The organism is Burkholderia crassaminum (genome assembly GCF_964265005.1).
GTDB lineage: Bacteria > Pseudomonadota > Gammaproteobacteria > Burkholderiales > Burkholderiaceae > Burkholderia.
The window spans coordinates 3659650-3683843 of sequence record NZ_OZ183799.1; the positions used below are offsets into that span (position 1 = coordinate 3659650).

At 66.0% G+C, this 24194-nt stretch carries 22 protein-coding genes; 10 read left to right on the forward strand and 12 right to left on the reverse strand.

Going from position 1 to position 24194, the window contains the following annotated elements; genetic code table 11:
* Window positions 1-36: 36 nt before the first annotated feature.
* From ACPTTF_RS17015 to ACPTTF_RS17030, 4 genes are all read left to right on the forward strand, one after another.
* Complete coding sequence (locus ACPTTF_RS17015) at window positions 37-1128, forward strand: putative 2-aminoethylphosphonate ABC transporter ATP-binding protein (protein ID WP_423371815.1); 1092 nt, start codon at window positions 37-39, stop codon at window positions 1126-1128.
* The gene (locus ACPTTF_RS17020; RefSeq protein WP_423371816.1) at window positions 1125-2852 is read left to right on the forward strand and encodes a putative 2-aminoethylphosphonate ABC transporter permease subunit; all 1728 of its coding nucleotides are present in this window, start codon (window positions 1125-1127) and stop codon (window positions 2850-2852) included. Before ACPTTF_RS17015 ends, ACPTTF_RS17020 begins: the two co-directional genes overlap by 4 nt.
* Before the next feature lie 47 nt (window positions 2853-2899).
* Window positions 2900-4030 (forward strand): 2-aminoethylphosphonate--pyruvate transaminase, encoded by a 1131-nt coding sequence (locus ACPTTF_RS17025; RefSeq protein WP_423371817.1) that lies wholly within the window; start codon window positions 2900-2902, stop codon window positions 4028-4030.
* Between the two features lie 111 nt (window positions 4031-4141).
* Window positions 4142-5530 (forward strand): FAD-dependent oxidoreductase, encoded by a 1389-nt coding sequence (locus ACPTTF_RS17030; protein WP_423371818.1) that lies wholly within the window; start codon window positions 4142-4144, stop codon window positions 5528-5530.
* Between the two features lie 101 nt (window positions 5531-5631).
* Here the strand turns inward: ACPTTF_RS17030 and ACPTTF_RS17035 are convergent, their stop codons facing one another.
* Both ACPTTF_RS17035 and ACPTTF_RS17040 read right to left on the reverse strand, forming a co-directional pair.
* Window positions 5632-6360, reverse strand: coding sequence for a phosphonate utilization associated transcriptional regulator (locus ACPTTF_RS17035; protein ID WP_166962316.1), 729 nt, complete (start codon window positions 6358-6360; stop codon window positions 5632-5634).
* A 217-nt stretch (window positions 6361-6577) separates the two neighbouring features.
* A complete protein-coding gene (locus ACPTTF_RS17040) occupies window positions 6578-8752 on the reverse strand; it encodes a phosphocholine-specific phospholipase C (RefSeq protein ID WP_423371819.1) in 2175 nt (724 codons plus the stop codon).
* A 229-nt stretch (window positions 8753-8981) separates the two neighbouring features.
* On the opposite strand from ACPTTF_RS17040, the gene ACPTTF_RS17045 reads away from it, so the two are divergent.
* Entirely contained in the window at window positions 8982-9899 is a 918-nt protein-coding gene (locus tag ACPTTF_RS17045; RefSeq protein WP_423371820.1) for a LysR family transcriptional regulator, read from the forward strand.
* 95 nt (window positions 9900-9994) lie between these two features.
* Here the strand turns inward: ACPTTF_RS17045 and ACPTTF_RS17050 are convergent, their stop codons facing one another.
* Window positions 9995-11635 carry an L-lactate permease gene (locus ACPTTF_RS17050; RefSeq protein ID WP_166962306.1) on the reverse strand — a complete coding sequence of 547 codons (1641 nt, stop codon included), beginning with the start codon at window positions 11633-11635 and terminating at the stop codon, window positions 9995-9997.
* 441 nt (window positions 11636-12076) lie between these two features.
* Between ACPTTF_RS17050 and ACPTTF_RS17055 the strand changes: the two genes are divergently transcribed.
* Window positions 12077-12388, forward strand: coding sequence for a DUF4148 domain-containing protein (locus ACPTTF_RS17055; RefSeq protein ID WP_423371821.1), 312 nt, complete (start codon window positions 12077-12079; stop codon window positions 12386-12388).
* 109 nt (window positions 12389-12497) lie between these two features.
* On the opposite strand, the gene gshA is transcribed toward ACPTTF_RS17055, so the two are convergent.
* The 3 genes from gshA to ada all read right to left on the reverse strand — a co-directional run bounded on the left by gshA (window position 12498) and on the right by ada (window position 16636).
* Window positions 12498-14111, reverse strand: a complete 1614-nt coding sequence (gene gshA / locus ACPTTF_RS17060; RefSeq protein WP_423371822.1) for a glutamate--cysteine ligase — start codon at window positions 14109-14111, stop codon at window positions 12498-12500.
* A gap of 477 nt (window positions 14112-14588) precedes the next feature.
* A complete protein-coding gene (locus tag ACPTTF_RS17065; RefSeq protein ID WP_423371823.1) occupies window positions 14589-15548 on the reverse strand; it encodes a DNA-3-methyladenine glycosylase family protein in 960 nt (319 codons plus the stop codon).
* A complete protein-coding gene (gene ada, locus ACPTTF_RS17070; RefSeq protein WP_423371824.1) occupies window positions 15545-16636 on the reverse strand; it encodes a bifunctional DNA-binding transcriptional regulator/O6-methylguanine-DNA methyltransferase Ada in 1092 nt (363 codons plus the stop codon). The genes ACPTTF_RS17065 and ada overlap by 4 nt, the downstream gene beginning before the upstream one ends.
* A 431-nt stretch (window positions 16637-17067) precedes the next feature.
* Here ada and ACPTTF_RS17075 point away from each other — a divergent pair, with 431 nt between their 5' ends.
* Window positions 17068-17481 carry a VOC family protein gene (locus tag ACPTTF_RS17075; RefSeq protein ID WP_166962291.1) on the forward strand — a complete coding sequence of 138 codons (414 nt, stop codon included), beginning with the start codon at window positions 17068-17070 and terminating at the stop codon, window positions 17479-17481.
* 21 nt (window positions 17482-17502) lie between these two features.
* On the opposite strand, the gene ACPTTF_RS17080 is transcribed toward ACPTTF_RS17075, so the two are convergent.
* From ACPTTF_RS17080 to speG, 3 genes are all read right to left on the reverse strand, one after another.
* The gene (locus ACPTTF_RS17080; RefSeq protein WP_166962288.1) at window positions 17503-18057 is read right to left on the reverse strand and encodes a YaeQ family protein; all 555 of its coding nucleotides are present in this window, start codon (window positions 18055-18057) and stop codon (window positions 17503-17505) included.
* 189 nt (window positions 18058-18246) lie between these two features.
* Window positions 18247-18594: a surface attachment protein Sap1 gene (gene sap1 / locus ACPTTF_RS17085; protein WP_027788811.1), complete on the reverse strand. Its 348-nt coding sequence runs from the start codon at window positions 18592-18594 to the stop codon at window positions 18247-18249.
* Between the two features lie 488 nt (window positions 18595-19082).
* The gene (gene speG / locus ACPTTF_RS17090) at window positions 19083-19640 is read right to left on the reverse strand and encodes a spermidine N1-acetyltransferase (protein ID WP_042973815.1); all 558 of its coding nucleotides are present in this window, start codon (window positions 19638-19640) and stop codon (window positions 19083-19085) included.
* 172 nt (window positions 19641-19812) lie between these two features.
* On the opposite strand from speG, the gene ACPTTF_RS17095 reads away from it, so the two are divergent.
* The 3 genes from ACPTTF_RS17095 to ACPTTF_RS17105 all read left to right on the forward strand — a co-directional run bounded on the left by ACPTTF_RS17095 (window position 19813) and on the right by ACPTTF_RS17105 (window position 21836).
* The gene (locus ACPTTF_RS17095) at window positions 19813-19950 is read left to right on the forward strand and encodes a hypothetical protein (RefSeq protein ID WP_162489606.1); all 138 of its coding nucleotides are present in this window, start codon (window positions 19813-19815) and stop codon (window positions 19948-19950) included.
* A 169-nt stretch (window positions 19951-20119) separates the two neighbouring features.
* A complete protein-coding gene (locus ACPTTF_RS17100; protein ID WP_166962285.1) occupies window positions 20120-20368 on the forward strand; it encodes a DUF2795 domain-containing protein in 249 nt (82 codons plus the stop codon).
* A 109-nt stretch (window positions 20369-20477) separates the two neighbouring features.
* Complete coding sequence (locus ACPTTF_RS17105; protein WP_166962282.1) at window positions 20478-21836, forward strand: sensor domain-containing diguanylate cyclase; 1359 nt, start codon at window positions 20478-20480, stop codon at window positions 21834-21836.
* A 313-nt stretch (window positions 21837-22149) separates the two neighbouring features.
* Here ACPTTF_RS17105 and ACPTTF_RS17110 read toward each other — a convergent pair whose 3' ends face one another.
* From ACPTTF_RS17110 to ACPTTF_RS17120, 3 genes are read right to left on the reverse strand one after another with little or no spacing between them, the layout of a single operon-like run.
* Window positions 22150-22314 (reverse strand): hypothetical protein, encoded by a 165-nt coding sequence (locus ACPTTF_RS17110; RefSeq protein WP_423371825.1) that lies wholly within the window; start codon window positions 22312-22314, stop codon window positions 22150-22152.
* Window positions 22315-22326: 12 nt separating this feature from the next.
* On the reverse strand, window positions 22327-22842 hold the full coding sequence (locus ACPTTF_RS17115) for a hypothetical protein (protein ID WP_423371826.1): 516 nt from the start codon (window positions 22840-22842) through the stop codon (window positions 22327-22329).
* Entirely contained in the window at window positions 22839-24041 is a 1203-nt protein-coding gene (locus tag ACPTTF_RS17120) for a DUF6402 family protein (RefSeq protein WP_423371827.1), read from the reverse strand. The genes ACPTTF_RS17115 and ACPTTF_RS17120 overlap by 4 nt, the downstream gene beginning before the upstream one ends.
* Between the last annotated feature and the right edge of the window lie 153 nt (window positions 24042-24194).

The following is a 24194-nucleotide window of genomic DNA, read 5'->3' on the forward strand; positions in this document are numbered from 1 at the left end:
ATCCGGCCCCCGGGCCGCCCCAGCATGGAGGCGCGCATGGCACCTTATCTGAGCGTAGAACGCATCGAGAAGCGGTACAACGACACGCAGGTCCTCACCGACATCAACCTGAGCGTGATGAAGGGCGAGATGATCTGTTTCCTCGGGCCGTCCGGCTGCGGGAAGACCACGCTGCTGCGGATCATCGCGGGGCTCGAAACGCAAAACGCCGGCCACATCATGCAGGACGGCCGCGACATCTCGCGGCTACCGCCGCAACTGCGCGACTACGGGATCGTGTTCCAGTCGTACGCGCTGTTCCCGAACCTCACCGTGTACGACAACGTCGCGTACGGGCTCGTGAACCGGAAGATGAAGCGCGACGCAATCCACGAGCGTGTGCACACGCTGCTCGCGCTGGTCGGCCTGCCCGACAGCCATCGCAAGCACCCGGGCCAGCTGTCCGGCGGCCAGCAGCAGCGCATCGCGCTGGCGCGTGCGCTCGCGACTTCCCCCGGCCTGCTGCTGCTCGACGAGCCGCTGTCGGCGCTCGACGCACGCGTACGCGTGCGGCTGCGCCAGGAAATCCGCGCGCTGCAGCAGCGGCTCGGCGTGACGACGATCATGGTCACGCACGACCAGGAAGAAGCGTTGTCGATGGCCGATCGCATCGTCGTGATGAACCACGGCGTGATCGAGCAGATCGGCACGCCGCTCGAAATCTACCGGCAGCCGGCTTCGCCGTTCGTCGCAGACTTCATCGGCCGCGTCAACACGATTCCCGCCGAAGTCGCACCCGACGGCTCGCTGCGCGCGGGCGGCGTCGGCCTCGACTGCCGCCATGGCACTACCCGCCCCGCGCATGGCGCGGCGGTGTCGGTCTACGTGCGGCCGGAAGACCTGCGCATCCGCGTGCCGGGCGAAACGGCCGACAACGTGCTGGCCGGCCGCGTCGAGAAGCTCGAATTCCTCGGTGCGTTCTGCCGGGTGAGCTTCCGCATCGACGGGCTCGACGGTCAGGAAATCGTCGCCGACCTGTCGTATCACGACGTCGACCGCACCGGCGTAGAGGCCGGCGCGCGCATCGACCTCGCGCTCGATCGCGAACATGTCCGCGTGTTCCCGCGCGCGAAGGAGCGACTGCAATGAGCACCGTCCTGACCGAGCGCCGCCGCGGCGCCTCCGCCCCCGCCGACGTGCGGCAGATCACGCACTGGCACGACCGCATCGCGCAGCTCGCGCTCGTCGCGATGGCCGCGCTGATGTCGCTGTTCCTGCTGCTGCCGCTCGCGCTCGTCGTGCAGAAATGCTTCGTCGACGCGGACGGGCGATTCGTCGGCGCGCACAACTTCGTCGACTATCTCGAGGACAGCGGCGTGCTGCGCTCGATGCTGCATTCGCTGACGGTCGGCGCACTCGTCACGATGATCGTCGTGCCGATGGCGTTCACGTTCGCGTACGCGCTGACGCGCTCGTGCATGCCGCTGAAGAACGCCGCGCGCACGATCGCGCTGCTGCCGCTGCTCGCCCCGACACTGCTGTCGGCCGTGTCGTTCATCTACTGGTTCGGCAACGCGGGGCTGCTGAAGCCGCTGCTGCACGGCCATTCGATCTACGGGCTGCCGGGCATCGTGCTGAGCATGGTGTACGCGTCGTTCCCGCACGTGCTGATGATCCTCGTCACCGCGCTGTCGCTCGCGGACGGCCGGCTCTACGAGGCAGCCGACGCGATGGGTACGGGCCGCCTGCGCAAGTTCTTCACGATCACGCTGCCGGGCGCGAAGTACGGGCTGATCAGCGCGACGATGGTGGCGTTCACGATGTGCATCAACGACTTCGGCGTGCCGGTGGTGATCGGCGGTTCGTACAACGTACTGTCGACCGACATCTACAAGCTGATCATCGGGCTGCAGGACTTCAACCGCAGCGCGGTCGTGAGCCTGATGCTGCTGTGTCCGGCACTGGTCGCGTTCGGCGTCGACTTCTTCATCCGCCGCCGCCAGCAGTCGCAGCTCGGCGCGCGCTCGACGCCGTACCAGCCGAAACCGTCGCGCGGCTTCGACGCCGCGATGCTCGCGTACTGCACGCTGGTGTGCGCGTTCTTCATCGCGGTGGTCGGCATCTCGGTGTTCGCGTCGTTCGTGAAGTTCTGGCCGTACCAGATGAGCCTCGGGGTGCAGCACTACAAGATGGGGCTGATCGGCGCCGGCATCTTCGACGCGTACAAGAACAGCCTGCGGATGGCCGCGACGGTGGCGATCGGCGGCACGATCGTCGTGTTCGGCGGGGCGTACCTGATCGAGAAGACGCGTGGCGCGCGCTGGCTGCGCGGCTTCATCGCGCTGTGCGCGATCCTGCCGATGGGCGTGCCGGGGCTCGTGCTGGGGATCAGCTACATCTTCCTGTTCAACGCGCCCGGCAATCCGCTGAACGGGCTGTACGGCTCGCTGTGGCTGCTCGCGATCGTCACGGTGGTGCACTACTACGCATCGAGCCATCTCACTGCCGTCACCGCGCTCAGACAGATCGACAGCGAGTTCGAGGCGGTGTCCGCGTCGCTGAAGGTGCCGTTCTACAAGACCTTCCTGCGCGTGACCGTACCCGTGTGCCTGCCTGCGATCCTGCTGATCGCGCGCTACCTGTTCGTGAACGGGATGACGACCGTCTCGGCCGTCGCGTTCCTCTACTCGCCCGACACGCAACCTGCGTCGGTCGCGATCCTGAACCTCGACGACGCGGGCCAGATGGGCCCGGCCGCCGCGATGGCTACGCTCGTGCTCGCGACGTCGTCGTGCGCCTGCGTGCTGTTCGCGTGCATCTCGCATCGTCTGTTGCGCCGTACGCAGGCCTGGCGCACCCCGCATCGCCACTGATTTTTCGCCGCATTCACGTGACGTCCCGACTTCATCAAGGAGACACCATGACGCTCGCCGCCCAGCCCATCCTGCTCACCCCCGGCCCCCTGACGACCTCCGAGCGCACGCGCGACGCGATGCTGCGCGACTGGGGATCGTGGGACAGCGACTTCAACGCGATCACCGCGCGGCTGCGCGAACGCCTGCTGCAGATCGTGCACGGCGAAGGCACGCACGAATGCGTACCGCTGCAAGGCAGCGGCACGTTCTCGGTCGAAGCGGCCCTCGGCACGCTCGTGCCGCGCGACGGCCACGTGCTCGTGCCGAACAACGGCGCGTATTGCCAGCGCATCGCGAAGATCTGCCGAGTGCTCGGCCGCAAGCTGACGACGATCGACTACCGCGAGGATCGCCGCGTCGATCCGGCCGACGTCGAACGCGCGCTCGCTGGCGATCCGTCCATCACGCACGTCGCGCTCGTGCACTGCGAGACGGGCGCGGGCGTGCTGAATCCGCTGCACGACATTGCACAGGTGGTCGCGAAGCACGGCCGCGCCTTGATCGTCGATGCGATGAGTTCCTTCGGCGCGATCGACATCGACGCGCGCGCGACGCCGTTCGACGCGGTGATCGCCGCATCCGGCAAATGCCTCGAAGGCGTGCCGGGGCTCGGCTTCGTGATCGCGAAACGCAGCACGCTCGAACGCTGCGAAGGCAACAGCCATTCGCTCGCGATGGACCTGTACGACCAGTGGGTCTACATGCAGCGCACGACGCAGTGGCGCTTCACGCCGCCGACCCACGTAGTCGCGGCGCTCGACGCGGCCGTCGCGCAATACGTCGACGAAGGCGGGCTCGCCGCGCGCGGCGGCCGCTACCAGCGCAACTATCGCGCGCTGATCGACGGGATGCTCGCGCTCGGCTTCCGGCCGTTCCTCGATCCGGCGATCCAGGCGCCGATCATCGTCACGTTCCATGCGCCGGACGATCCGAATTACGACTTCAAGCGGTTCTACCAGGAGGTCAAGAAGCGCGGCTACATCCTGTATCCGGGCAAGCTGACCGAGGTCGAGACGTTCCGGGTCGGCTGCATCGGTCACTTCGGCGAAGCCGGCATCCCGGGTGCCGTCGCCGCGATCGCCGACACGTTGCGGGCGATGGGCGTGCGCCGCGTATCGGCCGAAGCGGCCGCCTGACGTGACGCAATACGACGTGATGTGATGGACCCCGCCGCGTGCATGTGCGCATGCGGCGGCCAGTTTTTTTCGGGCGGTGCGCGGCACGGCCCCCTTTCGGCGAACCCTCCAATGCGACCCTTCTGGATCGAACAAGCGCTGTTCAACGACGGCGATCTCGCCCCCGCGCTGCAAGGTGCGACGCGGGCCGACGTCTGCATCGTCGGCGGCGGCTTCACCGGGCTCTGGACCGCGATCCAGGCCAAACAGCAGAACCCCGCGCTCGACATCGCGATCGTCGAGGCCGACCTGTGCGGCGCCGGCGCGAGCGGCCGCAACGGCGGCTGCCTGCTCACATGGTCCGCGAAATTCCTGACGCTGCGGCGCCTGTTCGGCGAAGCCGAGGCGATCCGGCTCGTCAAGGCGTCCGAAGCAGCCGTGCAGCACATCGCCGATTTCTGCCGCGCGCACGACATCGATGCCGAACTGCGGCTCGACGGCACGCTGTACACCGCGACGTCGCGCGCGCAGGTCGGCACGCTCGCGCCGGTACTCGACGCGCTCGCCGCGTGCGGCATCCACAGCTACGAGCCGCTGCCGGCCACCGAAGTCGCGCGCCGCTCGGGTTCCGCGCGCAACCTCGACGGCGTCTACTCGCCGATCGCCGCGACCGTGCATCCCGGCAAGCTCGTGCGCGGGCTGCGCCGCGTCGCGCTCGCGATGGGCATCCGGATCTACGAACGCACGCCGATGCTCGACTTCACGCCCGGGCAGCCGGCCGTCGTGCGCACGCCGTCGGGCAGCGTGAGCGCCGGCAAGCTCGTGTTCGCGATCAACGCGTGGATGGCGAGCCGCTTCCCGCAGTTCGAGCGCACGATCGCGGTCGTGTCGAGCGACATGGTCATCACCGAGAAATGCCCGGAACTGCTCGAGAAGACCGGGCTCGTGGACGGCGTGTCGGTGCTCGATTCGCGGATCTTCGTCTACTACTACCGCACCACCGCCGACGGGCGGCTGATGCTCGGCAAGGGCGGCAACACGTTCTCGTGGCGCAGCCGCATCGCGCCGGTGTTCGACCGGCGCTCGCCCTACGAGGCGCAGCTCACGCAAAGCCTGCGCGAATTCTTCCCGTCGCTCGCGGGCGTGCCGGTCACGGCAAGCTGGAACGGGCCGTCCGATCGCTCGGTCACCGGCTTCCCGTTCTTCGGCCGCCTCGACGATGCGCCGAACGTGTTCTACGGCTTCGGCTATTCGGGCAACGGCGTCGGGCCGACCTACATGGGCGGGCAGATTTTGTCGTCGCTCGTGCTCGGCCTCGACAACGCATGGACGCGCAGCCCGATCGTGCGCGGCCCGCTCGGCCATTTCCCGCCGGAGCCGATCCGCTATGTCGGCGCGCACGTCGTGCGCAATGCGATCCGCCGCAAGGAGCGTGCGGAGGACGAGAGCCGGCCGCCGGCGGCCGTCGATACGTGGCTCGCGAAATTTGCGAGCGCAGCCGGGAAGGCCGACAAGGCGTGACGATGTATTGACCTGCAGAACCTGAAGACGCAATGAAAAAGGGACGCTGCGAAGCGTCCCCTTGATGTGGCGCGGCAACCCGCGCGGGCCTTGCCGGGCGCTTACGCGCGCACGGTTTTCTCCCGCGCCGCCTTGCCCGTCGCGGGCAGCCCCTGCTCGTGCGTGCGGCGCATGCGCGCGAGGCCATGCGAGACGTGCTCGCGCACCAGCGCGACCGCCTGCTCCTCGTCGCCGCCCGCGAGCGCCTGCACGATCTTGTCGTGCTCGGCAGCGGACACCGCGATCGCGTCTTCCTCGGCTTCGATCGCGGCCTGGCGCAGCAGCCCGAGCTGGCGCACGAGACGGCGGTAGGTATCGGTGAGGTGTGTATTGCCGACGCCGACGACCATCGCGTCGTGGAACTGCACGTTCAGCTCTGTATAGCGCGTGACGTCGTGCGTCTTCGCGGCGTCCTTCATCGACTGGATGATGCCCTTCAACACCTTCAGCGTGTCGGGCGAGATGCGCTTCGCGAGCGCGCGCGCGACCGACTCGTCGAGCATCGCCCGCACTTCGTAGATCTCCTCGGCCTCGCGCAGCGGCACGACGCGCACCGTCACGCCGCGGTTCTTCTCGTTACGCAGCAGGCCGGCCTGTTCGAGCGCCCGGAACGCTTCGCGCACGGGGCCGCGCGACACGTTCAGCCTGGTCGCGATCTCGACTTCGTTGAGCTTCTCGCCGGGGGCGTATTCACCGGAGACGATCGCGCGCTCGAGCATGTCCTGGACGATCATCGCGAGCGACTGGCTTTGCAGGAGTTCGATGGCGCTGAGCGCGTTCGGGGCTGTCATGGTCGGGCAGGCAGCAAGGCTGCGGTAGAGAACGAGGGCGCCATATCGGCGAATGATCCTTATATACCCTCGGCCCGGCACATTGTCAACAGTCTTCAGTTTCCAAAAGCCAATTCCGCCTGCCGGGATGCAACCGGGATGCAGTCGAAACACCGCCGGCAGGCGGCGGTCGCGCGGCGAGCCGACCTCGCCCGCATCGCGCGACGCGTGCCGGCCGTCAGGCCGTCGTGTGCTTCACCGGCCCCGGATCGCTGTGGCTCGGCCGGCCCGTCTCGACGTGGCCCGCGAAGCGGCGCACGACCTTGTCGTCGCCGCCGCGCAGCGTCGTCGCGGTGATCGTCAGATCGTACCAGCCGTGGCTCGACGACAGCTCGAAGTGATCCTCGACGCGCTCACCCGGCTCCAGCGTGTAGGTGCGCGCATGCTTGTGGCTGTATGCGTTGTCGACCGTCACGCGGCACGTCGCGCGCCCGCTGTTGCGCAGTTGCAGGTACACGTGGCGGTTGCGCACGTCGTAGCCGATCCGCGCTTCGGGGTTCGCGTGGCGGCCGTCCGCCGCGAGCCGCGTGTTGCCCTGGAACTCGCACAGATAGCCGTTCGGGCCATATGCCGCGAGATGGTAATCGCCGCGCGCGGCCGACGTGTTCCACGTGTCGACGAAGCGGTCGTGCGCGGACACCGCATAACGACGCGGCGCCGTCGTCGGGTTGCGGCGGTCGTACACGTAGAACGCCGCGCCTGCATCACCGGTGTTCGCGAAGTCGAGCGACACGCTGTCGTCATGGCCGCTCACGCGGCTGTGCACGAACAGCTCGTACGGCAGCGCACGCGCGGGCCGCGTGCCGGGCTCCTGCGCCGGCATCGCCTGCTGCGCGGGCACCTGGTACGCCTGGCCGGCCGTCGCGATGTGCTGCGGCACGGTGAAGCTCACCGTGCGCGTGTCCGGCCGTGCCGAGAAGTCGAATGCCGACGTGAGGTCGCCGCAGATCGAGCGGCGCCATGCGCTGATGTTCGGCTCCTTCACGCCGAAGCGCGCTTCGAGGAAACGCAGCACCGACGTATGGTCGAACGTCTCCGAGCAGACCCAGCCGCCCTTCGTCCACGGCGAGATGATGATCAGCGGCACGCGCGGCCCGAGGCCGATCGGCTGGATGCCGCCCGGGTCGGCACCCGGCACGAGCGGGCTCATTTCGCCCGGGTACTTGTTCAGGTCGAGCAGCTCGTCGCCGAGGTTCGACAGCAGGTTCGACGACACGATGCCCTGGCCGCCCACGCCGCTCGTCACCGGCGGCACCGGCGGAACGACGTGGTCGAACAGCCCGTCGTTCTCGTCGTAGTTGAGGATGAACACCGTCTTCGCCCACACCTCCGGGTTCGACGTCAGCGCCTCGAGCACCATGTTGATGTAGAACGCGCCGTCGGTCGGCGACGCCTGCGGGTGCTCGCTGTACTTGTACGGCGCGACGATCCACGACACCTGCGGCAACCGGTTGGCCTGCACGTCGGCCTTCAGCTCGGCGAGCGTGTGGTCCGACGCGCCCTTGTCGACCAGCGGGCCGCTCGCGCCTTCCTTCACCTGGAACTTCTTGAAGAACATCAGCGAGTTGTCGGTGTAGTTGTCGGTCGGGTCGCCCGGGATGCCGGTGCCGCCCTGGTACACCTTCCAGCTGACCTTCGCGTTCTCGAGGCGCTCGGCGTAAGTCGTCCACGTGTAGCCGTTCACGTCGTCACGCTCGCCGATGCCCGGGCCGTTCGGCGGGGTGCCGTAGATGTTGCGCGGGTCGACCGTGCCGGTCCACAGGTAGATGCGGTTCGGCGCGGTGTCGGCGTGCGCGGAGCAGAAGTACGAATCGCAGATCGTGAACGCGTCGGCCAACGCGTAGTGGTACGTGAGATCCTGGCGCTTCAGGTAGCCCATCGTCAGCACGTCCTGCTTCTGGTTCACCCACTGGTCCCACTGGCCGTTGTTCCAGGACAGGTGGCCGCTGCTCCAGCCGTGGTTGGTGCCCGGCTGGAATTCGGTCGTCTGCTTCGGGTCGAGGTAGAACGGCAGCACGTACGGCGCCGACGGGTCGAGGCCGCGCGAATGGTAGTTCTTCGTGAACACCGACGCCGGCGGCTGCTGCCACACCGGTGCGCCGCTCGGCAGCAGGTGCGGGCGCGGGTCGTTGAAGCCGCGCACGCCGCGCAGCCCGCCGAAGTAATGGTCGAACGAACGGTTTTCCTGCATGAAGATCACGACGTGTTCGACGTCGCGGATCGTGCCCGTGCGATAGGCGGCCGGCATCGCCAGCGCGTTGCGGATCGCGGGCGGGAAGCCCGCGTAGGCGGCCATCGCGCCGGCCGACTGCGCGGCGAGGCGCAGGAAATCGCGTCGATTGTTCGAAGACATGAAGGGAACCCTGTTGTCGGTAGGAATGGGGTGCCGGTCGAGCGGGGCCGGCAGTCGGTGTGTTACGCGCTATTACCCCGCACCGGCATGTCCCGGCCGTGACCGGTTCCAGCAGGTTTCTTTTGGTTACCCACAAGAATTTTTCGAAGCAACGCACGACGCGCCTTTCATGCGGCCGACACACGTGTGCGCTACGCTGACGCGCGATGAAGAGGGGAGAAGCCGAGTCGTGTTCGATCAGCTGAAGGCGTTCCACGCGACCGTCCGGCAGGGCAGCATCACGCGCGCCGCGCGCCACCTGGGCGTGAGCCAGCCGACGATCGCCGCGCAGATCCGGCAGGTCGAGCAGCTGTACGGCGTCGAGCTGTTCTACCGCAGCGGCCGCAAGCTCGAGGTCACCGAGACGGGTATCGAGCTGCTGCCGCTCGTCGAGAAGATGATCGCGCTCGAGGCGCAGGCCGACATCATGCTGCGCAACGTCGGCGGCCTGTTCGAAGGCCACCTGCGGATCGGTGCGACGGGGCCGTACTACATCATGGATGCGGTCGGCCGCTTCTCGAACGCGCATCCGTCGATCGCGCTCACGTGCCGGATCGGCAACTCCGAGGAAATCCTGCAGGCGCTGCAGGAATTCCGCATCGATCTCGCCGTCTCGTCGCAGCGCAACGATGCCGAAGGCCTCGAACGCAAGGTGATCTCGACCGACCCGCTCGTGCTCGTCGTGCATCGCACACATCCGCTCGCGCGCTTCGACGCGATCGATCCGGCGCAGCTCGCCGACGTGCGGCTGCTGATTCGCGAGGAAGGCTCGGTCACGCGCCGCTGCACGGAGACGATCCTCGCGGCGGCCGGTGTCGCAGCTGTATCGGTGGCCGAGATCGGCAGCCGCGAAGCGATCCGCGAGGCGATCCTGCACGGCGTGGGCGGCAGCCTGTTTCCGCTCGGCGAAGCCGAGCGCCATCCGGACCTGCGCGTGATCGCGCTGCGTGGCGTCGACACGACGATCGACGAATACGTGTACTACCTGAAGGCGCGCCGCCAGAGCCCCGCGATCGACGCGTTCCTTGCGTGCATCCTGCCGGCCGGCGCCGAAGCAGCCGGGCCAGCCGACGCAGGACGAACGGCGCGGCGGGCGAACGCGCGCTGAACTGCCGCGCGTTCGCCGGTTCCGCACGTTATCGGCGCTTTTCCCGCGCCTTCCCTCGTTTTTCCTCGTGCCTTCCTTCTGTCGTTGCGCTCACATCATTTCGGCAGTGCCGGAATCATCCACGTCAGCACGTGCTGCTGCAGGAACACCAGCACGCCGAGCAGCAGCGTGAGGATCACGCTGTGCCAGAAGGTGCGCGCAAACACGACACCTTCCTGCCCTTTCAGGTCCGTCGTCGACACACCCGTCGCGATGTTCTGCGGCGAGATCATCTTGCCCATCACGCCGCCCGACGAGTTGGTCGCGGCCATCAGCACCGGATCGAGCCCGAGCTGCCGCGCAGCGACGACCTGCAGGTTGCCGAACAGCGCGTTGCCCGACGTGTCGCTGCCGGACAGGAACACGGCGATCCAGCCGAGCGACGCGGACACCAGCGGGAACAGCGCGCCCGTCGACGCGACGCCGGTGCCGAGCGTGTAGCTGATCCCCGAGTAGTTCAGCAGGTACGCGAGCCCGACGATCATCATCACCGTGACGATCGCGATCCACGTCTGCCGCCACGTCTTCACCACGCATTCGAGGAACGCGCCGGCGCCGGTGCGCGTCAGCGCGGCCGTGATGATCGCCGACAAGAGGATCGCGGTGCCCGTGCCGAGCGGCTGGAAGTCCCAGATCGCCGCATACGGCTTGTGATACAGCGACACGAACACCGCGTTGTGCAGGCCCGGCCACTTGATCTTCACGTCGCCGATCGCCGCGATGTTCGCGTGCACCCACACGATCACGACCACCGATACGACGAGCCACGGCAGCCAGCCGCCGAAGCCCGCGCGCGCGGCGCCGGCCGTTGCAGGCACGCTGCGCGCGAGCGCGTATTGCGGATCGGGCTGCGGCTTCCACACCTGCAGGAAACCGATCGTCACGATCAGCGACGTGAGCGACGACAGCACGTCGGTGAGCTGGTAGCCGAGGAAGTTCGACGTGACGAACTGCGCGATCGCGAAACTGGCGCCCGACACGAGCAGCGCGGGCCACAGCTTCGAGATCGAGCGCAGCCCGCCGTACGCGCCGACCACGTAGAACGGCAACAGCAGCGCGAAGAACGGCAACTGGCGGCCGACCATCTGCGCGAGTGTCGCGGGCGGCAGCGACGTCACCGCGCCGAGCACGGTGATCGGCACGCCGAGCGCGCCGAACGCAACCGGCGCCGTGTTGAACAGCAGCGTATAGGTGAGCGCTTCGAGCGCAGGGAAGCCGAGCGCGATCAGCAGTGCGCTCGTGATCGCGACCGGCGTGCCGAATCCGGAGATCCCTTCGAGCAGGCAGCCGAACGAGAACGCGACGACGAGCAGCACGAGGCGGCGATCGTCGGGCAGGTTGTCGAGCATCCACTGCCGGAACTGGTCGAAGCGGCCCGACTTCACCGCGATGTTGTACAGCAGCAGCGCGTTGAAGACGATCCACATCACCGGCACGACCGCGAGCGCCATGCCCGCGCCGACCGCGTTGAACGCGAGCCCGGCCGGCATCCCCCACGCACCGATCGCGACCGCGAGGCCGGCGACCAGCCCGGCGAGCGACGCCTGCCACGCGGGGCGGCGCAGCACGCCCAGCGCGATCAGCGCGACCGCGATCGGGATCGCGGCGACGAGGAACGACAGCAGCAGCGAGTTGGCGACCGGCGTCAACGGCTGCGCGAAGACGATGCCGGGCGGTAGGGCGTCGGTGGGATTCATCGCGTCTCCAAAGTCGACCCGGGTTGGCACGGCGGCGCCCCCGGATTCGGTGCAAAGCGGTCCTTCTGCAGTCGCGACGGCGATCAGGCGCTTGCGCACGCAACGACGTCGCACGGCCAACCGATCGGTCGCTTAAATGAGGTTAGGAGGCGAGCGGCGCTTGTACAAGGGGGGACAAGCCCGATGCATGCCGAACCGATCCGAACCCGCCGCCGCATGCTGACCGGCAGCGGGCGCTCCGCTGTCGCGTTCGACAGGACGCCCGTCACGCGCGGCTCACCGGCTCGGCGCGGCAGCGTCACCCGCGCAATGTTGCACGTGCGGCAAAGGTGCCTGACGGCAGGCGGGATGTTTCGTTTGGCGTCCGAAGCCTAGACTGGCCGCATCGATTCCACCCGCGCCGGCCACGGCACGGCGCCGGAACCTCACGGAGTGAACACGATGAAGACGATGAAACAGGCAGCATGTGCATTCGTGCTGCTCGGCGCGGCCGTCGCCGCGCACGCGCAGGCCGCGTCGACGCTGACGCGCGCCGAGGTCCGCCAGGAACTCGTGGAGCTGCAGGCCGCCGGCTACCGGACGAGCCTGGCAAGCAGTCCCGACTTTCCGGAAAACATGCAGGCGATCATGCACCGTGCCGCGCAGGCGCGCGGCGAGGACACCGGCTACGGCGGCGACGGCGGGGTAAACATGGAATCGGGCAAGCCGGCGCTGCCGCACGCGATCGATCGCGGCACGTACGCACACCACTGAAAGCGGATCGAACCGGATCGGGTGCACAACGGCGCACGCCGACCGGCGACGGAGGCGGAGACGCGCATCGCGCACCGCGCCGAGCGACGCGGTGCACGTGCGCCAGGCATCACACGCTGAAGCGGTTCAGCGTATAGGCGCGATAGGCCGCGACGAACGCGTCGAACGATCCGGCCTCCTTCGCTTCGAGCTCGGCCTGCTCGGCCAGCGACTTCGCGGCGAGCGCCTGCTCGGTGCGCAGCGTATCCGCCGACGGCGGGCGCGCGCGGAATTGCGCGGCATGCGCTTCGCTCTGCGCCAGCGCGAACCCGAGGAACGACTGCCCGTTCTCACGCATCGTGCGCAGCACGCGCGCGGACGCCGTGCGCTCTGGATCGGCGAGCTTCTCGCGTTGCGCGGCGATCGCGCGCGCATGCTCGTCGCCGCCGCGGATTTCGTCGAGACGGCGGCCGACGGTTTCGATATCGGTCATCAGTTCGTCCGCCCACGCCTGCAGCGTGATCGGCTGGCCGTCGCGCTGCAGCGTCAGCCCCGGCTTGCGCCCTTCCATCGTCACGCTGCCGAAGTTCGCGTTCGCTTCCTGGTACGCGGGACAGTCGAGCGCCGGGCTCTCGTCGAGCGCGCACGCGAGCAGGAATGCGTCGATGAAGCGCGCGGTTTCCAGTGCGATACCGGTCGGCTCGAACGGATCGATGTCGAGACAGCGCACCTCGATGTACTGCACACCGCGCGACGCGAGTGCATGCAGCGGCCGCTCGCCCGAATACGTGATGCGCTTCGGCCGGATCGTCGAGTAGAACTCGTTTTCGATCTGCAGCACGTTCGTGTTGATCTGGATCCACTCGCCATCGCGATGCGTGCCGATCGCCTCGTACGCCGGATACGGCTCGCTCACGGCCTTCGACAGCGCGTCGAGATAGGCGGGCAGCGTGTTGTAGTCGACGTGCAGCGCGGCCTGGGCGGTCGTGTTCGAGTAGCCGAGATCGCTCATCCGCAGGCTCGTCGCATACGGCAGGTACAGCGTGTCGGCATCGAACGTGTCCAGCTTGTGCGGCTTGCCGCGCAGGAACTTCGTATCGAGCGCGGGCGACGCGCCGAACAGGTACATCAGCAGCCAGCTGCGGCGGCGGAAGTTGCGGATCTGCGCGAGATAGCGCTCCGACTGGTAATCGACGAGCGTGGCCGTCGAGCCTTCTTCCGCATGCAGGCGCCGCCACACTTCCTCGTGCAGCGAGTAGTTGTAGTGGATGCCGGCGATGCACTGCATCGTGCGGCCGTAGCGATACGCGAGGCCGCGCCGGTACACCGTCTTCAGGCGGCCGATGTTCGACGTGCCGTAGTCGGCGATCGGAATCTGGTCGTCGGCCGGCAGCAGGCCGGGCATCGAGTCGTTCCACAGCATCTCGTCGCCGAGCGACGCATACACGTAGCGATGCAGATCGTCGAGACGTTCGAGCGTGATCGCGGCGTCGCGTTCCGCAGGCGTGATCAGTTCGATCAGCGCTTCGGAATAGTCGGTCGTCAGCGACGGATGCGTGAGCGCCGAACCGAGCGCGCGCGGATGCGGCGTGAACGCGATCATCCCGTCGCGCGTCACGCGCAGGCTTTCCTTTTCGATGCCGCGCAGGCCGTCGGGCAGATGCTGCCGCGTCGGGCCCGAGCTCAGCGCTTCGAGGCGATTCAGCAGCAGTTCGGACTGGCGGTGAGTCATGGTGTTCGACATGGAGACGCAAGTGCGTGACGGCCGCGCGCAGAACGCCGCGCGCGGCCGGCTGGATTGTTGGTCGCTTCGTTGGTAGCGGGCACTTTAACATCTCGCCGAAACACGCGCTTGAGGTGGCCCCGGGCAGGGCGCACGGGCCGGAGCGGGCCGCCGGACGGGCCGGTCGCGGCGATCGCCGCATCTGCCACCGGTTCCAGGCGGCGGCAACGGGCACGCCGGTTACGCGAATTCGTCCGACGGAACGTGACGCGTACACGGGTGGCGGCAGGTGCAACCGTGCCGCCGAACCGGCGGCGAAAAGAAGGAAAAGTATGGGGCGTGCGCCCGGCATGCGGCGGACGACGGATTCGCGGAATGGCCGTGATGACCGGTGTCCGGCGGGTAGCCTGCGAATACCGGCACGACCTGCGCAACGGGTTGCATCACGGCTTCGTCGGGTCGCACCCGGCCGCGAGCCTCAGCGATCACCGGCCACCCTCACCCGCCGCGCGCGCCGCCCGCCCGGTCGGCCACTTCGTTCCACAAATGCAGCGCCGCGTACGCGCGCCACGGCCGCCAGCCTTCGGTGCGACGCTTCTGGGTCGCGAGCCGGTCGAGCGCCGGATCGCGCGCGGCGATCGACTGCATCAGCACGAGATCGGAGGCCGGCCATGCGTCCGGATCGCGCCACGCGCGCATCGCGATGTATTCGACGGTCCACGGGCCGATGCCGGGCAGATCGAGCCACGCACTGCGCAGCGTCGCGAGATCGGCGTGCTCGCGATCGACCGGCACGTCGCCGGCCGCCACCGCGCGCGCCGTGCCCGTCAGTGCCGCCACCCGCTTGCCGGGCATCCCGATCTTGTCGAGATCGCAGGCGGCCAGCGCGTCAGGCGTCGGAAAACGCCATGCGGGCGCACCGTCGTCTTCGTGCACCACCCGCTCTCCGGCCCGCTCGACGAGCCGGCCGACGATCGTCGTCGCGGCCTTCACGCTCACCTGCTGGCCGACGATCGCGCGTACGGCCAGCTCGAATCCCGACCACGCGCCGGGCACGCGCAACCCCGGCGCAGCGTCGACAAGCGGCACGAACCACGGATCGCGCGCGAGCCCGCTGCCGATTGCGGCCGGATCGGCGCCGAGGTCGAACATCGTCGCGACGCGCGCGGCGAACACGTCATCGACATGACGCGCGACCGCGCCTTCGACTGTCGCGACCAGGCAATGCTTGCGCGGATGTTTCGCGACCGTGAGCCGGCCAGCGTCGCCGTGCACGTCGACGATGCGGCAATACACGCCGTCCGCCACCTGCTCGACGCCCGGAATCGCGCGCCCGCTGAAGAAGCGCAGTACCCGCGCCCAGTCGTAAGGCGCATTGAAGCGCAGTTCCATTTGTGCGGACGGCGGCACATGGCCGCCGTTCACGATGGACGTAATCGTGGTTCTTGCGATGCTCAAACTGCGTTGCCCTCCGCAACGGATTCGGTTTCATCGTCGCGCACATGACGCGCCTCGGACGCGAGCAGCGTCGCCTTGCGGCGCACGCCCCAACGATACCCGGAAAGCGCGCCGCCCTTTTGTACGACGCGGTGGCACGGGATCGCGAGCGCGACCGGATTCGACGCGCACGCGGATGCGACGGCGCGCACCGCGCGCGGCGCACCCAGCGCCTCGGCGATCTCCGAGTAGCTGCGTGTTTCGCCGTACGGAATATGCGTCAGCGCCTCCCACACGCGCTGCTGGAATGCGGTCGGCGCGATGTCGAGCGGCAGGTCGAACGCGTGCCGCGTGCCGTCCAGGTACGCGCGGATCTGCGTGACGAACGGCGCGAGCCGTGCCGACGCCTCGACCAGCTCGGCGCGTGCGAACGCGTCCTTCAGCTCGCCGACGAGCGCGGCCGGTTCGTCGCCGAACGCGATCCGACAAATGCCCTGCCCCGTCGCCGCGACAAGCACCGTGCCGAGCGACGTCGAGGCGGTCGCATAGTCGATCCGCAGGCCGGCACCCTGGCGGCGGAACGCCGACGGCGCCATCCCCAGCTCGCGCGGCACCGACGCATAGAGCCGCGACGGCGAGTTGAAGCCCGCGTCGACAGCCGCCTGCGTGACCGGCTGCCCGCTTTGCAGCGCCTGCCGCAGCGCGGCGCCGCGCTGCGCGGCCTGGTACTGCCGCGGCGACACGCCGACCACGCGCTTGAAAAGCCGCTGAAGATGAAACGGGCTCACGTGCACGGCATCGCTCAATTGCTGCAGCGTGAGCCGCTCGGCATGCGCGTCGAGCACCGCGCACGCGCGGTTGACGATCTCGAGCTCGCGCGGCAGCCCTTCCGGCTGGCAGCGCTTGCAGGGCCGGAAGCCGGCCGCGCGTGCGGCGGCCGGATCGGCGAAGAAGGACACATGTTCGCGACGCGGCAGCCGCGACGCACAGGTCGGACGGCAGAACACGCCGGTCGTGCTCACGGCGTAGAAGAACGCGCCGTCCGCATGCGGATCGCGCTCGGTCACGGCGCCCCAGCGGGCATCATCGGTCGGATAGGCGGCTTTCATCTGAACCTCGCACTCCCTAGTGTAGATGGTGCCTACTCTAGACATCGGCATGTGCCGTCGCGCCCCGAATCTTGCTCTGTGATTCGCACCGGCGAACCGGGGACACATCGATTGAAGATAAATCCGACAAAACGCGCGCGCCGGCTGTTACAGCGCGGTTTTCGTCATCGTCCCGTCACCATTTTGCTGCACTGCGGATGCGACAAATCGCCGTCCTGACGTTTTTTTGCATTCGAAATATTGCGTCGCACCATCGCCGTGTGTATAGTTGGAACTGTCTCCTCCATGTCTCCTCCTGATATGGATTAAGCCCGTTCCGCTCTGCGTGAACGGGCTTTTTTTCGTCCGTCGATTGTGCCGCGCTCCGGCGGGCGGCGCAGGCGCGATGCGTCTACACTCGATGCTCGTCGACTGTGAAGGAGTGCCTGCCCATGAAACCGACCATCCGCGGCATCGATCACATCGTGCTGCGCGTGACCGACATGGCCGCGATGACGCGCTTTTACTGCGACGCCGTCGGCTGCCATGTGGAAAAGGAACAGCCCGATCTGGGCCTCGTGCAGCTACGCGCCGGCGACGCGCTGATCGACCTGCTGTCCGTCGGCGGCCCGATCGATCGCCCTGACAGCGGCCCGCCCGGCACGGGGCGCAACCTCGATCACCTGTGCCTGCGCGTCGAGCCGTTCGATCCCGATGCATTGATCACCCATTTCGCCGCACATGGCGCACGGCCGGGCGCGCCCGCGGAACGCTACGGCGCCGGCGGCTACGGGCCGTCGATCTACCTGTTCGATCCGGAAGGCAACATGCTCGAATTCAAGGGGCCGCCGGCCGCGATCGGCTGAACGCGGCCGGCGCGCGGGCCGTCACGCGTCCGCGCGCGCCTTCAGCACGGTCCATTCGACCGCAACCGGATCGTGGTCGGCGCTCGAGATCCACGCGGTACCGTCCTGCACGGTGCACTGCAGGCGCATCGAGCGCTCCGCGAGCTGCCCGAGCGCGGCCGCGACGCCGTCGGCCAGCGACAGCACCTGCACGTTGCGCAGCCGCTCGACCTTGCTACGCACGCCCTGCCACCAGATGTCCGACGTCTTGCCGCCGTACGCGATCACGGTGACTTGCCCCGCGCGGCCGGCCGCCTTCGAGATGCGCCGCTCGTCGGGCTGGCCGGCTTCGATCCAGACGTCGATCGCGCCGGTCAGGTCCTTCTGCCACAGATCGGGCTCGTCGACGTCCGATAGCCCCTTGCAGAATTCGAGCCGTTCGTGCGCGAACAGCGCGAACGCGACGATGCGCACCATCATCCGGTCGTCGGTTTCCGACGGGTGGCGCGCCACCGTCAGCGCGTGATCGGCGTAGTAATGCCGATCCATGTCGGCGATTTGCAGTTCTGCTTTGTAGATCGTGGATTTCAGCGCCATGCGGATGCGGCCCGGGCGGGCATTCGGTTCGGTCGGGCCGTGATGATACCGAATGCGCGCCGTCCGGCGCGTGTCATGCGCCACTCACAGCGCAACGGCCCGGCATGGGCCGGGCCGTGTTCGGTTCGCGCCGCCGGCTCATCGGGCCGGCGCGCTCGCGCGTCGTGTGACTGCGCGGTGGATGAACGGTTACTGCTTGACGAAGCGCGAATCGGTCCAGAGACCCTGCTGGTCGCTGTTGTCGGCGCTGACGAACTGCACGTCGCCCTGGTCGACCGACACGACGCGGAAACGCTGGCCTTCCGGCACCGACAGGCAACGGTAGTCGTCGAAGTATTGCTGCTTCGCCTGCGACTTGCCGTCACGCTCGTGACTCAGTACGGAGTCCAGATTGTCCTTCGACAGGCAGCCCCATGCATTCTTCGTCAACTGGATTTCCTGCGTCGGCTTGACGGCCGAATCACCGCCTGCCTGGGCAATCGACACCGCGCAAAATGCGCCGACGAGGGCAAAAAGGATACCGGTACGCTTCATCATGTTCTGTCTCCAGGCTTGCAGGCACCAGGCTTGGGTTAGCTATGTGTTTAAAGGTGATCGTGAACCCGCGTTTTTCACTTTAGAAGACCGGCAAGCGATAGCAAGCACATTTGTTGTGCGACCGCAATAGCGGCGGATTGTCGCACCCTGTGCGCAGCCCGTTTTTCGCGCGGCGCGCGCGGCGGGCAACACCTGTTGCGTGGCGGACAGGCCCGTCACGCCGGGCGGAAAGCGTTATCTGGCAAGACTTTCATCCGAATTACATCGCGGCGATTGAACGGTTTGGATAATCCATTTCGCTATCCGGATCATTTTGATGCACCGCACATAAAGTCATTCGAAACGAATCAACTTTACCGCAACGCGGAATCGCAAATACCTGATACAAGAAAAATGCCAGGTATAAGCGAATCCGTATTTATCCGTAGTTCCCCGAATGTATTCGGTGCCCGCGAAAAACCCGCGGCAAGCGCCTTTCACCAGCGCGTTTACCCTGCTTTATTCGGACTGGATTGCTGGCGATCGAAATAATCACGTTGAAAGATGCACATGCGATAAGCGTTGTGATACGCGCCGTTTCCGAAAAATTCTTCCTTCAGTTCGGCCTCGTGCTGGAATCCGCATTTCTCGTACACGTGAATCGCCGCCGCATTCGACGTATCGACGATCAGGTACAGCTTGCGCATGTTCAGCACCTTGAACGCGTACTCGATCGCGAGGCGCGTCGCCTGGCCCGCATAGCCGCGCCCCTGGCATTGCGGCGCGATGATGATCTGGAACTCGCCGCGGCGATGGATGTAGTCGAGCTCGATCAGCTCGACGAGGCCGACCAGTTCGCCTTGCGCGTCGACTGCGACGAAACGGCGCTCGCGCTGGTCGTGCACGTGACGGTCGTACAGTTGTGACAGTTCCGAGAAGGTTTCATACGGCTCCTCGAACCAGTAGCGCATGATCTTCGCGTCGTTGTTCAGCTCGTGGACGAAGCGCAGGTCCTGGCGCTCCAGCGGCCGCAGCGCGAGCGTGTTGGTATCGTTCTGGAGTTGCATGTTCATATCCTTTTTTGATGCCGGCGCACGTGCGGCAAGGCCGCATCCGGGCCTGTCACGCACTGTAAGAAATTGAACGCGGGCGAAGTTCAGAGCCTAGAATGGGAGCTAGGGTTCCTGCCACCGCAAGGAGGCTATCGTGATCGAGCAAGTCATACTCGGAATTTTTCTCGTGCTGCCGCTCGTGATCGTAGCGGCGCTGTTTTCCGACGAACTTTGGCAGGAACATCGGCGCCAGCATCCGCGCGACGAAAACGCCCCGCACATCGACTGGAAGCATCCGTGGCGCCGCGTGCGACGCGGGCATTGAGTCGGTTGGCGTTCATCCGCGGGGCGCGCCGGCCGGGCCGCCCTGGAATGTGAACGCGTGACGCGCCCCCGTTCTGCACTCCGTTACGCACCCTGTAACGCCCCCGAATTCAGCCTCGATCCGATTCCCGCTCAACCCGCTCACTCTGCTCACTCCGCGAGACACCGCCGTGAACGACCAGCCCGCCCAGCCTCCGCACGACATTCCCGGCGAAACGATCGACCTGCAGATCGCCGACGTGCTGGCAGCCGTCCGCTACCCGGCCAACAAGGATGCGATCGTCGATGCCGCGCGCGACGCAGGCGCCAGCAACGAAGTGCTGTCGATGCTCGACGGCCTGCCCGAACAGGACTACGCGGACGTCAACGCCGTCACGCACTGGGTCGCCGGCAACTTCGGTCCCGGCCTCGGGGTTTGAGCGCGCACCCATAACGCGATAGGATCAGGCCGCACCGGTCGCGCAGCGGCCGGTTGCCTGTCGCCCGGCGCAAGACCGGGCGTTTCCGCCTACGTGCCCGGGGAACTCCATGGAAGGCATCCTGATCCAGCACACGACCCGCCGTCAGCTCTGGTTCGGCGCACTGACGGCGCTCGTCATCGTGCTCGCGCTCGGGATCGCCGCGCCGCACGCGAACGTCTCGCTGCCGGCCGTCGAGCCGTTCATGCCGATGTGCGCGCTCACCGTGTTCACCACCGCGAGCATCGCGGCGTTCTTTCTCGGCGCGCAGTTCACCGTGACACGCCAGCCGGTGCTCGGCGCGCTCGGCGGCGCCTACGCGTTCACCGCGCTCGCCGTCGCGCTGCAGCTGCTCACTTTTCCCGGCGTATTTGCGCCGCACGGGCTGTTCGGTGCGCAACCGCAAAGCGCCGCGTGGATGTGGATCTTCTGGCATGCCGGCTTCCCGAGTTTCGTGATGGTCGCGCTGCTCGCGCGCGCGCGGCTGGCGCGTGCACCGGTCGGCGCGCAGCAGACACGCTGGTGGACGCTCGCGCTGATCGGCGGGCCGGCTGTCGTCGCCGGGCTGCTGTGCCTGTTCGCGCTGAACGTGTCGCTACCGCCCGCGTTTCATCCGCCGGGCGACGCGGCCGTGCTGCCCGTCAACGGCGTCGCGCTGATCGTGTGGCTGCTCAACGCGCTGGCGCTCGTTGCCGTGCTGGCCACCGGCCGGCTGCGCACGACGCTCGACCTGTGGCTCGCGATCGCGGTGCTCGCTTGCCTCACCGACACGACGCTGAACCTGATGAGCACCAATCGCTTCACGGTCGGCTGGTATCTCGCGCGCGTGTTCAGCATGTTCACGCCGGGCGTGCTCGTGTGCGTGCTCGCGTGGGAAGTGACGATGCTGTACCAGCGGCTGTTCGAGGCACACGCGACGCTGATCCGTTCGTCTGCGCGCGACGGTCTGACGGGCGCGTTCAACCGCATGCATTTCAACGATCATTTCCACACGCTGTTCCTGCAGTCGCGACGGCAAGGCGAGCCGCTGTCGCTGCTGATGGTCGACGTCGATCGCTTCAAGGCATACAACGACGCGTTCGGTCACGTGAAGGGCGACGCGTGCCTGATCGCGGTCGCGAATGCGTTGGCCGGCGCGGTGAGGCGGCCTGCGGACATGGTTGCGCGTTACGGCGGCGAGGAGTTCGCGATCGTGCTGCCGAACACGGGCGCGCGCGGCGCGCGGGTGGTCGCCGAGGAAGCGCGCGAGGCGGTATTGCGGCTCGATCTCGCGATGCCGGCATCACCCGCCGGGCGCGTGAGCGTGAGCGTCGGCTGCGCGACCGTGGCGGCCGACGATCTCTCGACACCCGATGCGTTGATCGAAGCCGCCGATGCCGCGCTGTATCGTGCGAAGGATACGGGGCGAAACAGGGTCGTCACCGCCTGAAAACGTCTGCTGTTTGGGTATTTGTTACGGTCATTGTGACCGGAATAATCCGCCGTTACGGATTGCGGAACAGGGATACGATCGCTTACAGCCGGTGTTGCGCGCGCTCGCTATGCTGGGTTTCATATTGAACCCGAGCAGGTGAACGCGATGAAGAAGACCCTTTTGCTGATTGCCAGCGTCGCCGTGCTGTTGAGCGGCTGTATCGTGGTGCCTGACGGCGGGTACTACGGTGGTGGCGGGTATTACCATCACCATCATTGGGATTGACGCGGGTGAGGGTCCGGCTGCATCGATCCGGACCTTCGCGCCATCAAGCCGGCTTGGTCAGCTCGGCATGCATCAGAAATACCTGTAGCGCGGCGAGCGTTTCGTAGTGGAGACGCTCGAGGCGCGCATCCTTTGCAGCGTCTTCGATCAGATTGTCGTCGGCGTCCAGTTGGTACGGGTTGCCCAGTAATTCATGAATCATCGACATCGACGTAATCTGCTACGGGAGTCGCGCAAGCATCTGGTCAAGAAAGGTCGGCGGCAAACTGATTTCACCGAGATCGCCCTCTTCGCGGTACATCAATGCCTCCTTTCCCCAATGGAGCTTAACCGGTACGCCAGACGTGTCCCGGTACGTTCGCTCAGCGATGAGGCGCTCGCCTCCATCGTCGTAAAGCCTGAGAACGATCGTATGTCCAAAATAGCAGTATCGAGCCCAATAACTACCATGCAGAGAGCGCTCGCTGTTTCGCTCACTCGGATAGCAATTCGCACGCAGTTGCGCATCTTTCCAGTAACTCCACGTGATGCCAAGGGCAACAACGATAGAAATTACCGCGAAGGTGTGTCGAATTAAAACTCCAACCCCCTCGACAATAGCGCCCGCCCAATCGCCTGGTTTGGATAAGATCGAATTCAGCAATCGCACCAAAAAAGCCAGTGCGACGACTGGCAATATCGCGACCAGAAGAATTACAGTTAGGGCAATACCGGCTTCGTTGATGGTCGCGCTCATGCGAATCGAAGTTGAATAGGTTCCCGCAACCTGATGTACCGGTGGTCGGAAAAAATAACGAAATCACCGCCACGACGATAGCGCTGCTGCCATTGACGAAAGGAGCTGTTCCGAACAGGGTAATAAACGTTCCCTGGCACTCGCATGTCACCAATCGCAATGGGATAGTCTATCCATGAGATGCCCGCCGCCCCAGCAGCCAATGAAGCTGGCACGATGGCGGCGCCGTTTCGGTTCCAGTGTCCGAGATACTGCGACGCCTGTCCCTCTACTGTGGTAAATGTGTAATTATCCTTGATGTAAATGATAATAGAGGTGATCGTCACATGGCTACCATCTTGATTGAAGTGCGCATAACCGACGGCAGCGTAAAAATTAAATGAACCAAGTGCGCCAGTCAAATCATCTGGTATTCCGCCACTACGCACTCGCTGAGCAATAAACGTATCAATTTTTTGACTGAACGAACTTTCCACTCCTGCGCGCTGAAACTGAAATCGCCTGTGCAGCTCCTTCAAATCTCCATTACAAAGGCCGAGAGCGTCGATCTCTCTATACGAAGCCCGGAGCGACGACAGCGCATTCCCAATCGCGCTCATCGAGTTCCGAGTAAGCAAGTATTCGATCTGTTGCAAGGCATCATACTGCACCTTTGCTCGCTCATATTTGAGCACCCAGTCAAGTTTGATGGTCTTTTTATCGTACATTTCGGGCGGGTATGGCTCGCCATCCTGATTGATATATGCCATCTCATCACCATCGGTTGGCGAATAGTTTAGCGGGCCGGCAAACCACCGCTCCATCAATTTTGCCGAGATAGGCATCCAGAGCTTACGCATCGCACGCGGAATTTCTTGAATGTCAAACGGTGGTACAGCTTCCTTCTTTTTTAAAGGTGGGCCAGAAGTAGGAATTTTCGGCGGGTCGGGCGTGTTCAACCAGGTCTTGAAGCGTGAAAGTGCATCAACTACCCGCACAATGTCGTCGACCATCGTATCTAGCGTATCGGGCTTCGGGCGTTTCGGAGCAGGATTGACCGGAGCAGTTTCCGACGTCGGTTGTCTTGGCAACGGCGGCGGATCCATATCCATCGACAGCGCTATATTTGGAACAATCTTGCAGCCGTCCGCGCCGTCGCGAAGCTTCCACTGCCAAAGCAATTTGCTTGCTATGTAGTACGGAATTTTTTCGTTAGTCATCGACTTTCATCCAGATTATCAAAGAATTCCATACGAGCGCTTGTCGAGTGCCAGCCTCAATCTGCGCGCATATCGGGTTTCCCGGCCTCACTGAAACAGGCTGCGGCGACCTCGACGGAATCAAACTGGTCAGTCAATCATCGCGCCCGCGAA

Coding starts and splice junctions, on each gene's coding strand:
- ACPTTF_RS17055 (WP_423371821.1), top strand. CDS start 12,077: ATGAAGACGATGAAACAGGCAGCATGTGCATTCGTGCTGCTCGGCGCG.
- ada (WP_423371824.1), bottom strand. CDS start 16,636: ATGAAAGCCGCCTATCCGACCGATGATGCCCGCTGGGGCGCCGTGACC.
- gshA (WP_423371822.1), bottom strand. CDS start 14,111: ATGTCGAACACCATGACTCACCGCCAGTCCGAACTGCTGCTGAATCGC.
- ACPTTF_RS17025 (WP_423371817.1), top strand. CDS start 2,900: ATGACGCTCGCCGCCCAGCCCATCCTGCTCACCCCCGGCCCCCTGACG.
- ACPTTF_RS17015 (WP_423371815.1), top strand. CDS start 37: ATGGCACCTTATCTGAGCGTAGAACGCATCGAGAAGCGGTACAACGAC.
- speG (WP_042973815.1), bottom strand. CDS start 19,640: ATGCAACTCCAGAACGATACCAACACGCTCGCGCTGCGGCCGCTGGAG.
- ACPTTF_RS17020 (WP_423371816.1), top strand. CDS start 1,125: ATGAGCACCGTCCTGACCGAGCGCCGCCGCGGCGCCTCCGCCCCCGCC.
- ACPTTF_RS17035 (WP_166962316.1), bottom strand. CDS start 6,360: ATGACAGCCCCGAACGCGCTCAGCGCCATCGAACTCCTGCAAAGCCAG.
- ACPTTF_RS17110 (WP_423371825.1), bottom strand. CDS start 22,314: ATGTCGATGATTCATGAATTACTGGGCAACCCGTACCAACTGGACGCC.
- ACPTTF_RS17105 (WP_166962282.1), top strand. CDS start 20,478: ATGGAAGGCATCCTGATCCAGCACACGACCCGCCGTCAGCTCTGGTTC.
- ACPTTF_RS17075 (WP_166962291.1), top strand. CDS start 17,068: ATGAAACCGACCATCCGCGGCATCGATCACATCGTGCTGCGCGTGACC.
- ACPTTF_RS17080 (WP_166962288.1), bottom strand. CDS start 18,057: ATGGCGCTGAAATCCACGATCTACAAAGCAGAACTGCAAATCGCCGAC.
- ACPTTF_RS17050 (WP_166962306.1), bottom strand. CDS start 11,635: ATGAATCCCACCGACGCCCTACCGCCCGGCATCGTCTTCGCGCAGCCG.
- sap1 (WP_027788811.1), bottom strand. CDS start 18,594: ATGATGAAGCGTACCGGTATCCTTTTTGCCCTCGTCGGCGCATTTTGC.
- ACPTTF_RS17115 (WP_423371826.1), bottom strand. CDS start 22,842: ATGAGCGCGACCATCAACGAAGCCGGTATTGCCCTAACTGTAATTCTT.
- ACPTTF_RS17120 (WP_423371827.1), bottom strand. CDS start 24,041: ATGACTAACGAAAAAATTCCGTACTACATAGCAAGCAAATTGCTTTGG.
- ACPTTF_RS17030 (WP_423371818.1), top strand. CDS start 4,142: ATGCGACCCTTCTGGATCGAACAAGCGCTGTTCAACGACGGCGATCTC.
- ACPTTF_RS17040 (WP_423371819.1), bottom strand. CDS start 8,752: ATGTCTTCGAACAATCGACGCGATTTCCTGCGCCTCGCCGCGCAGTCG.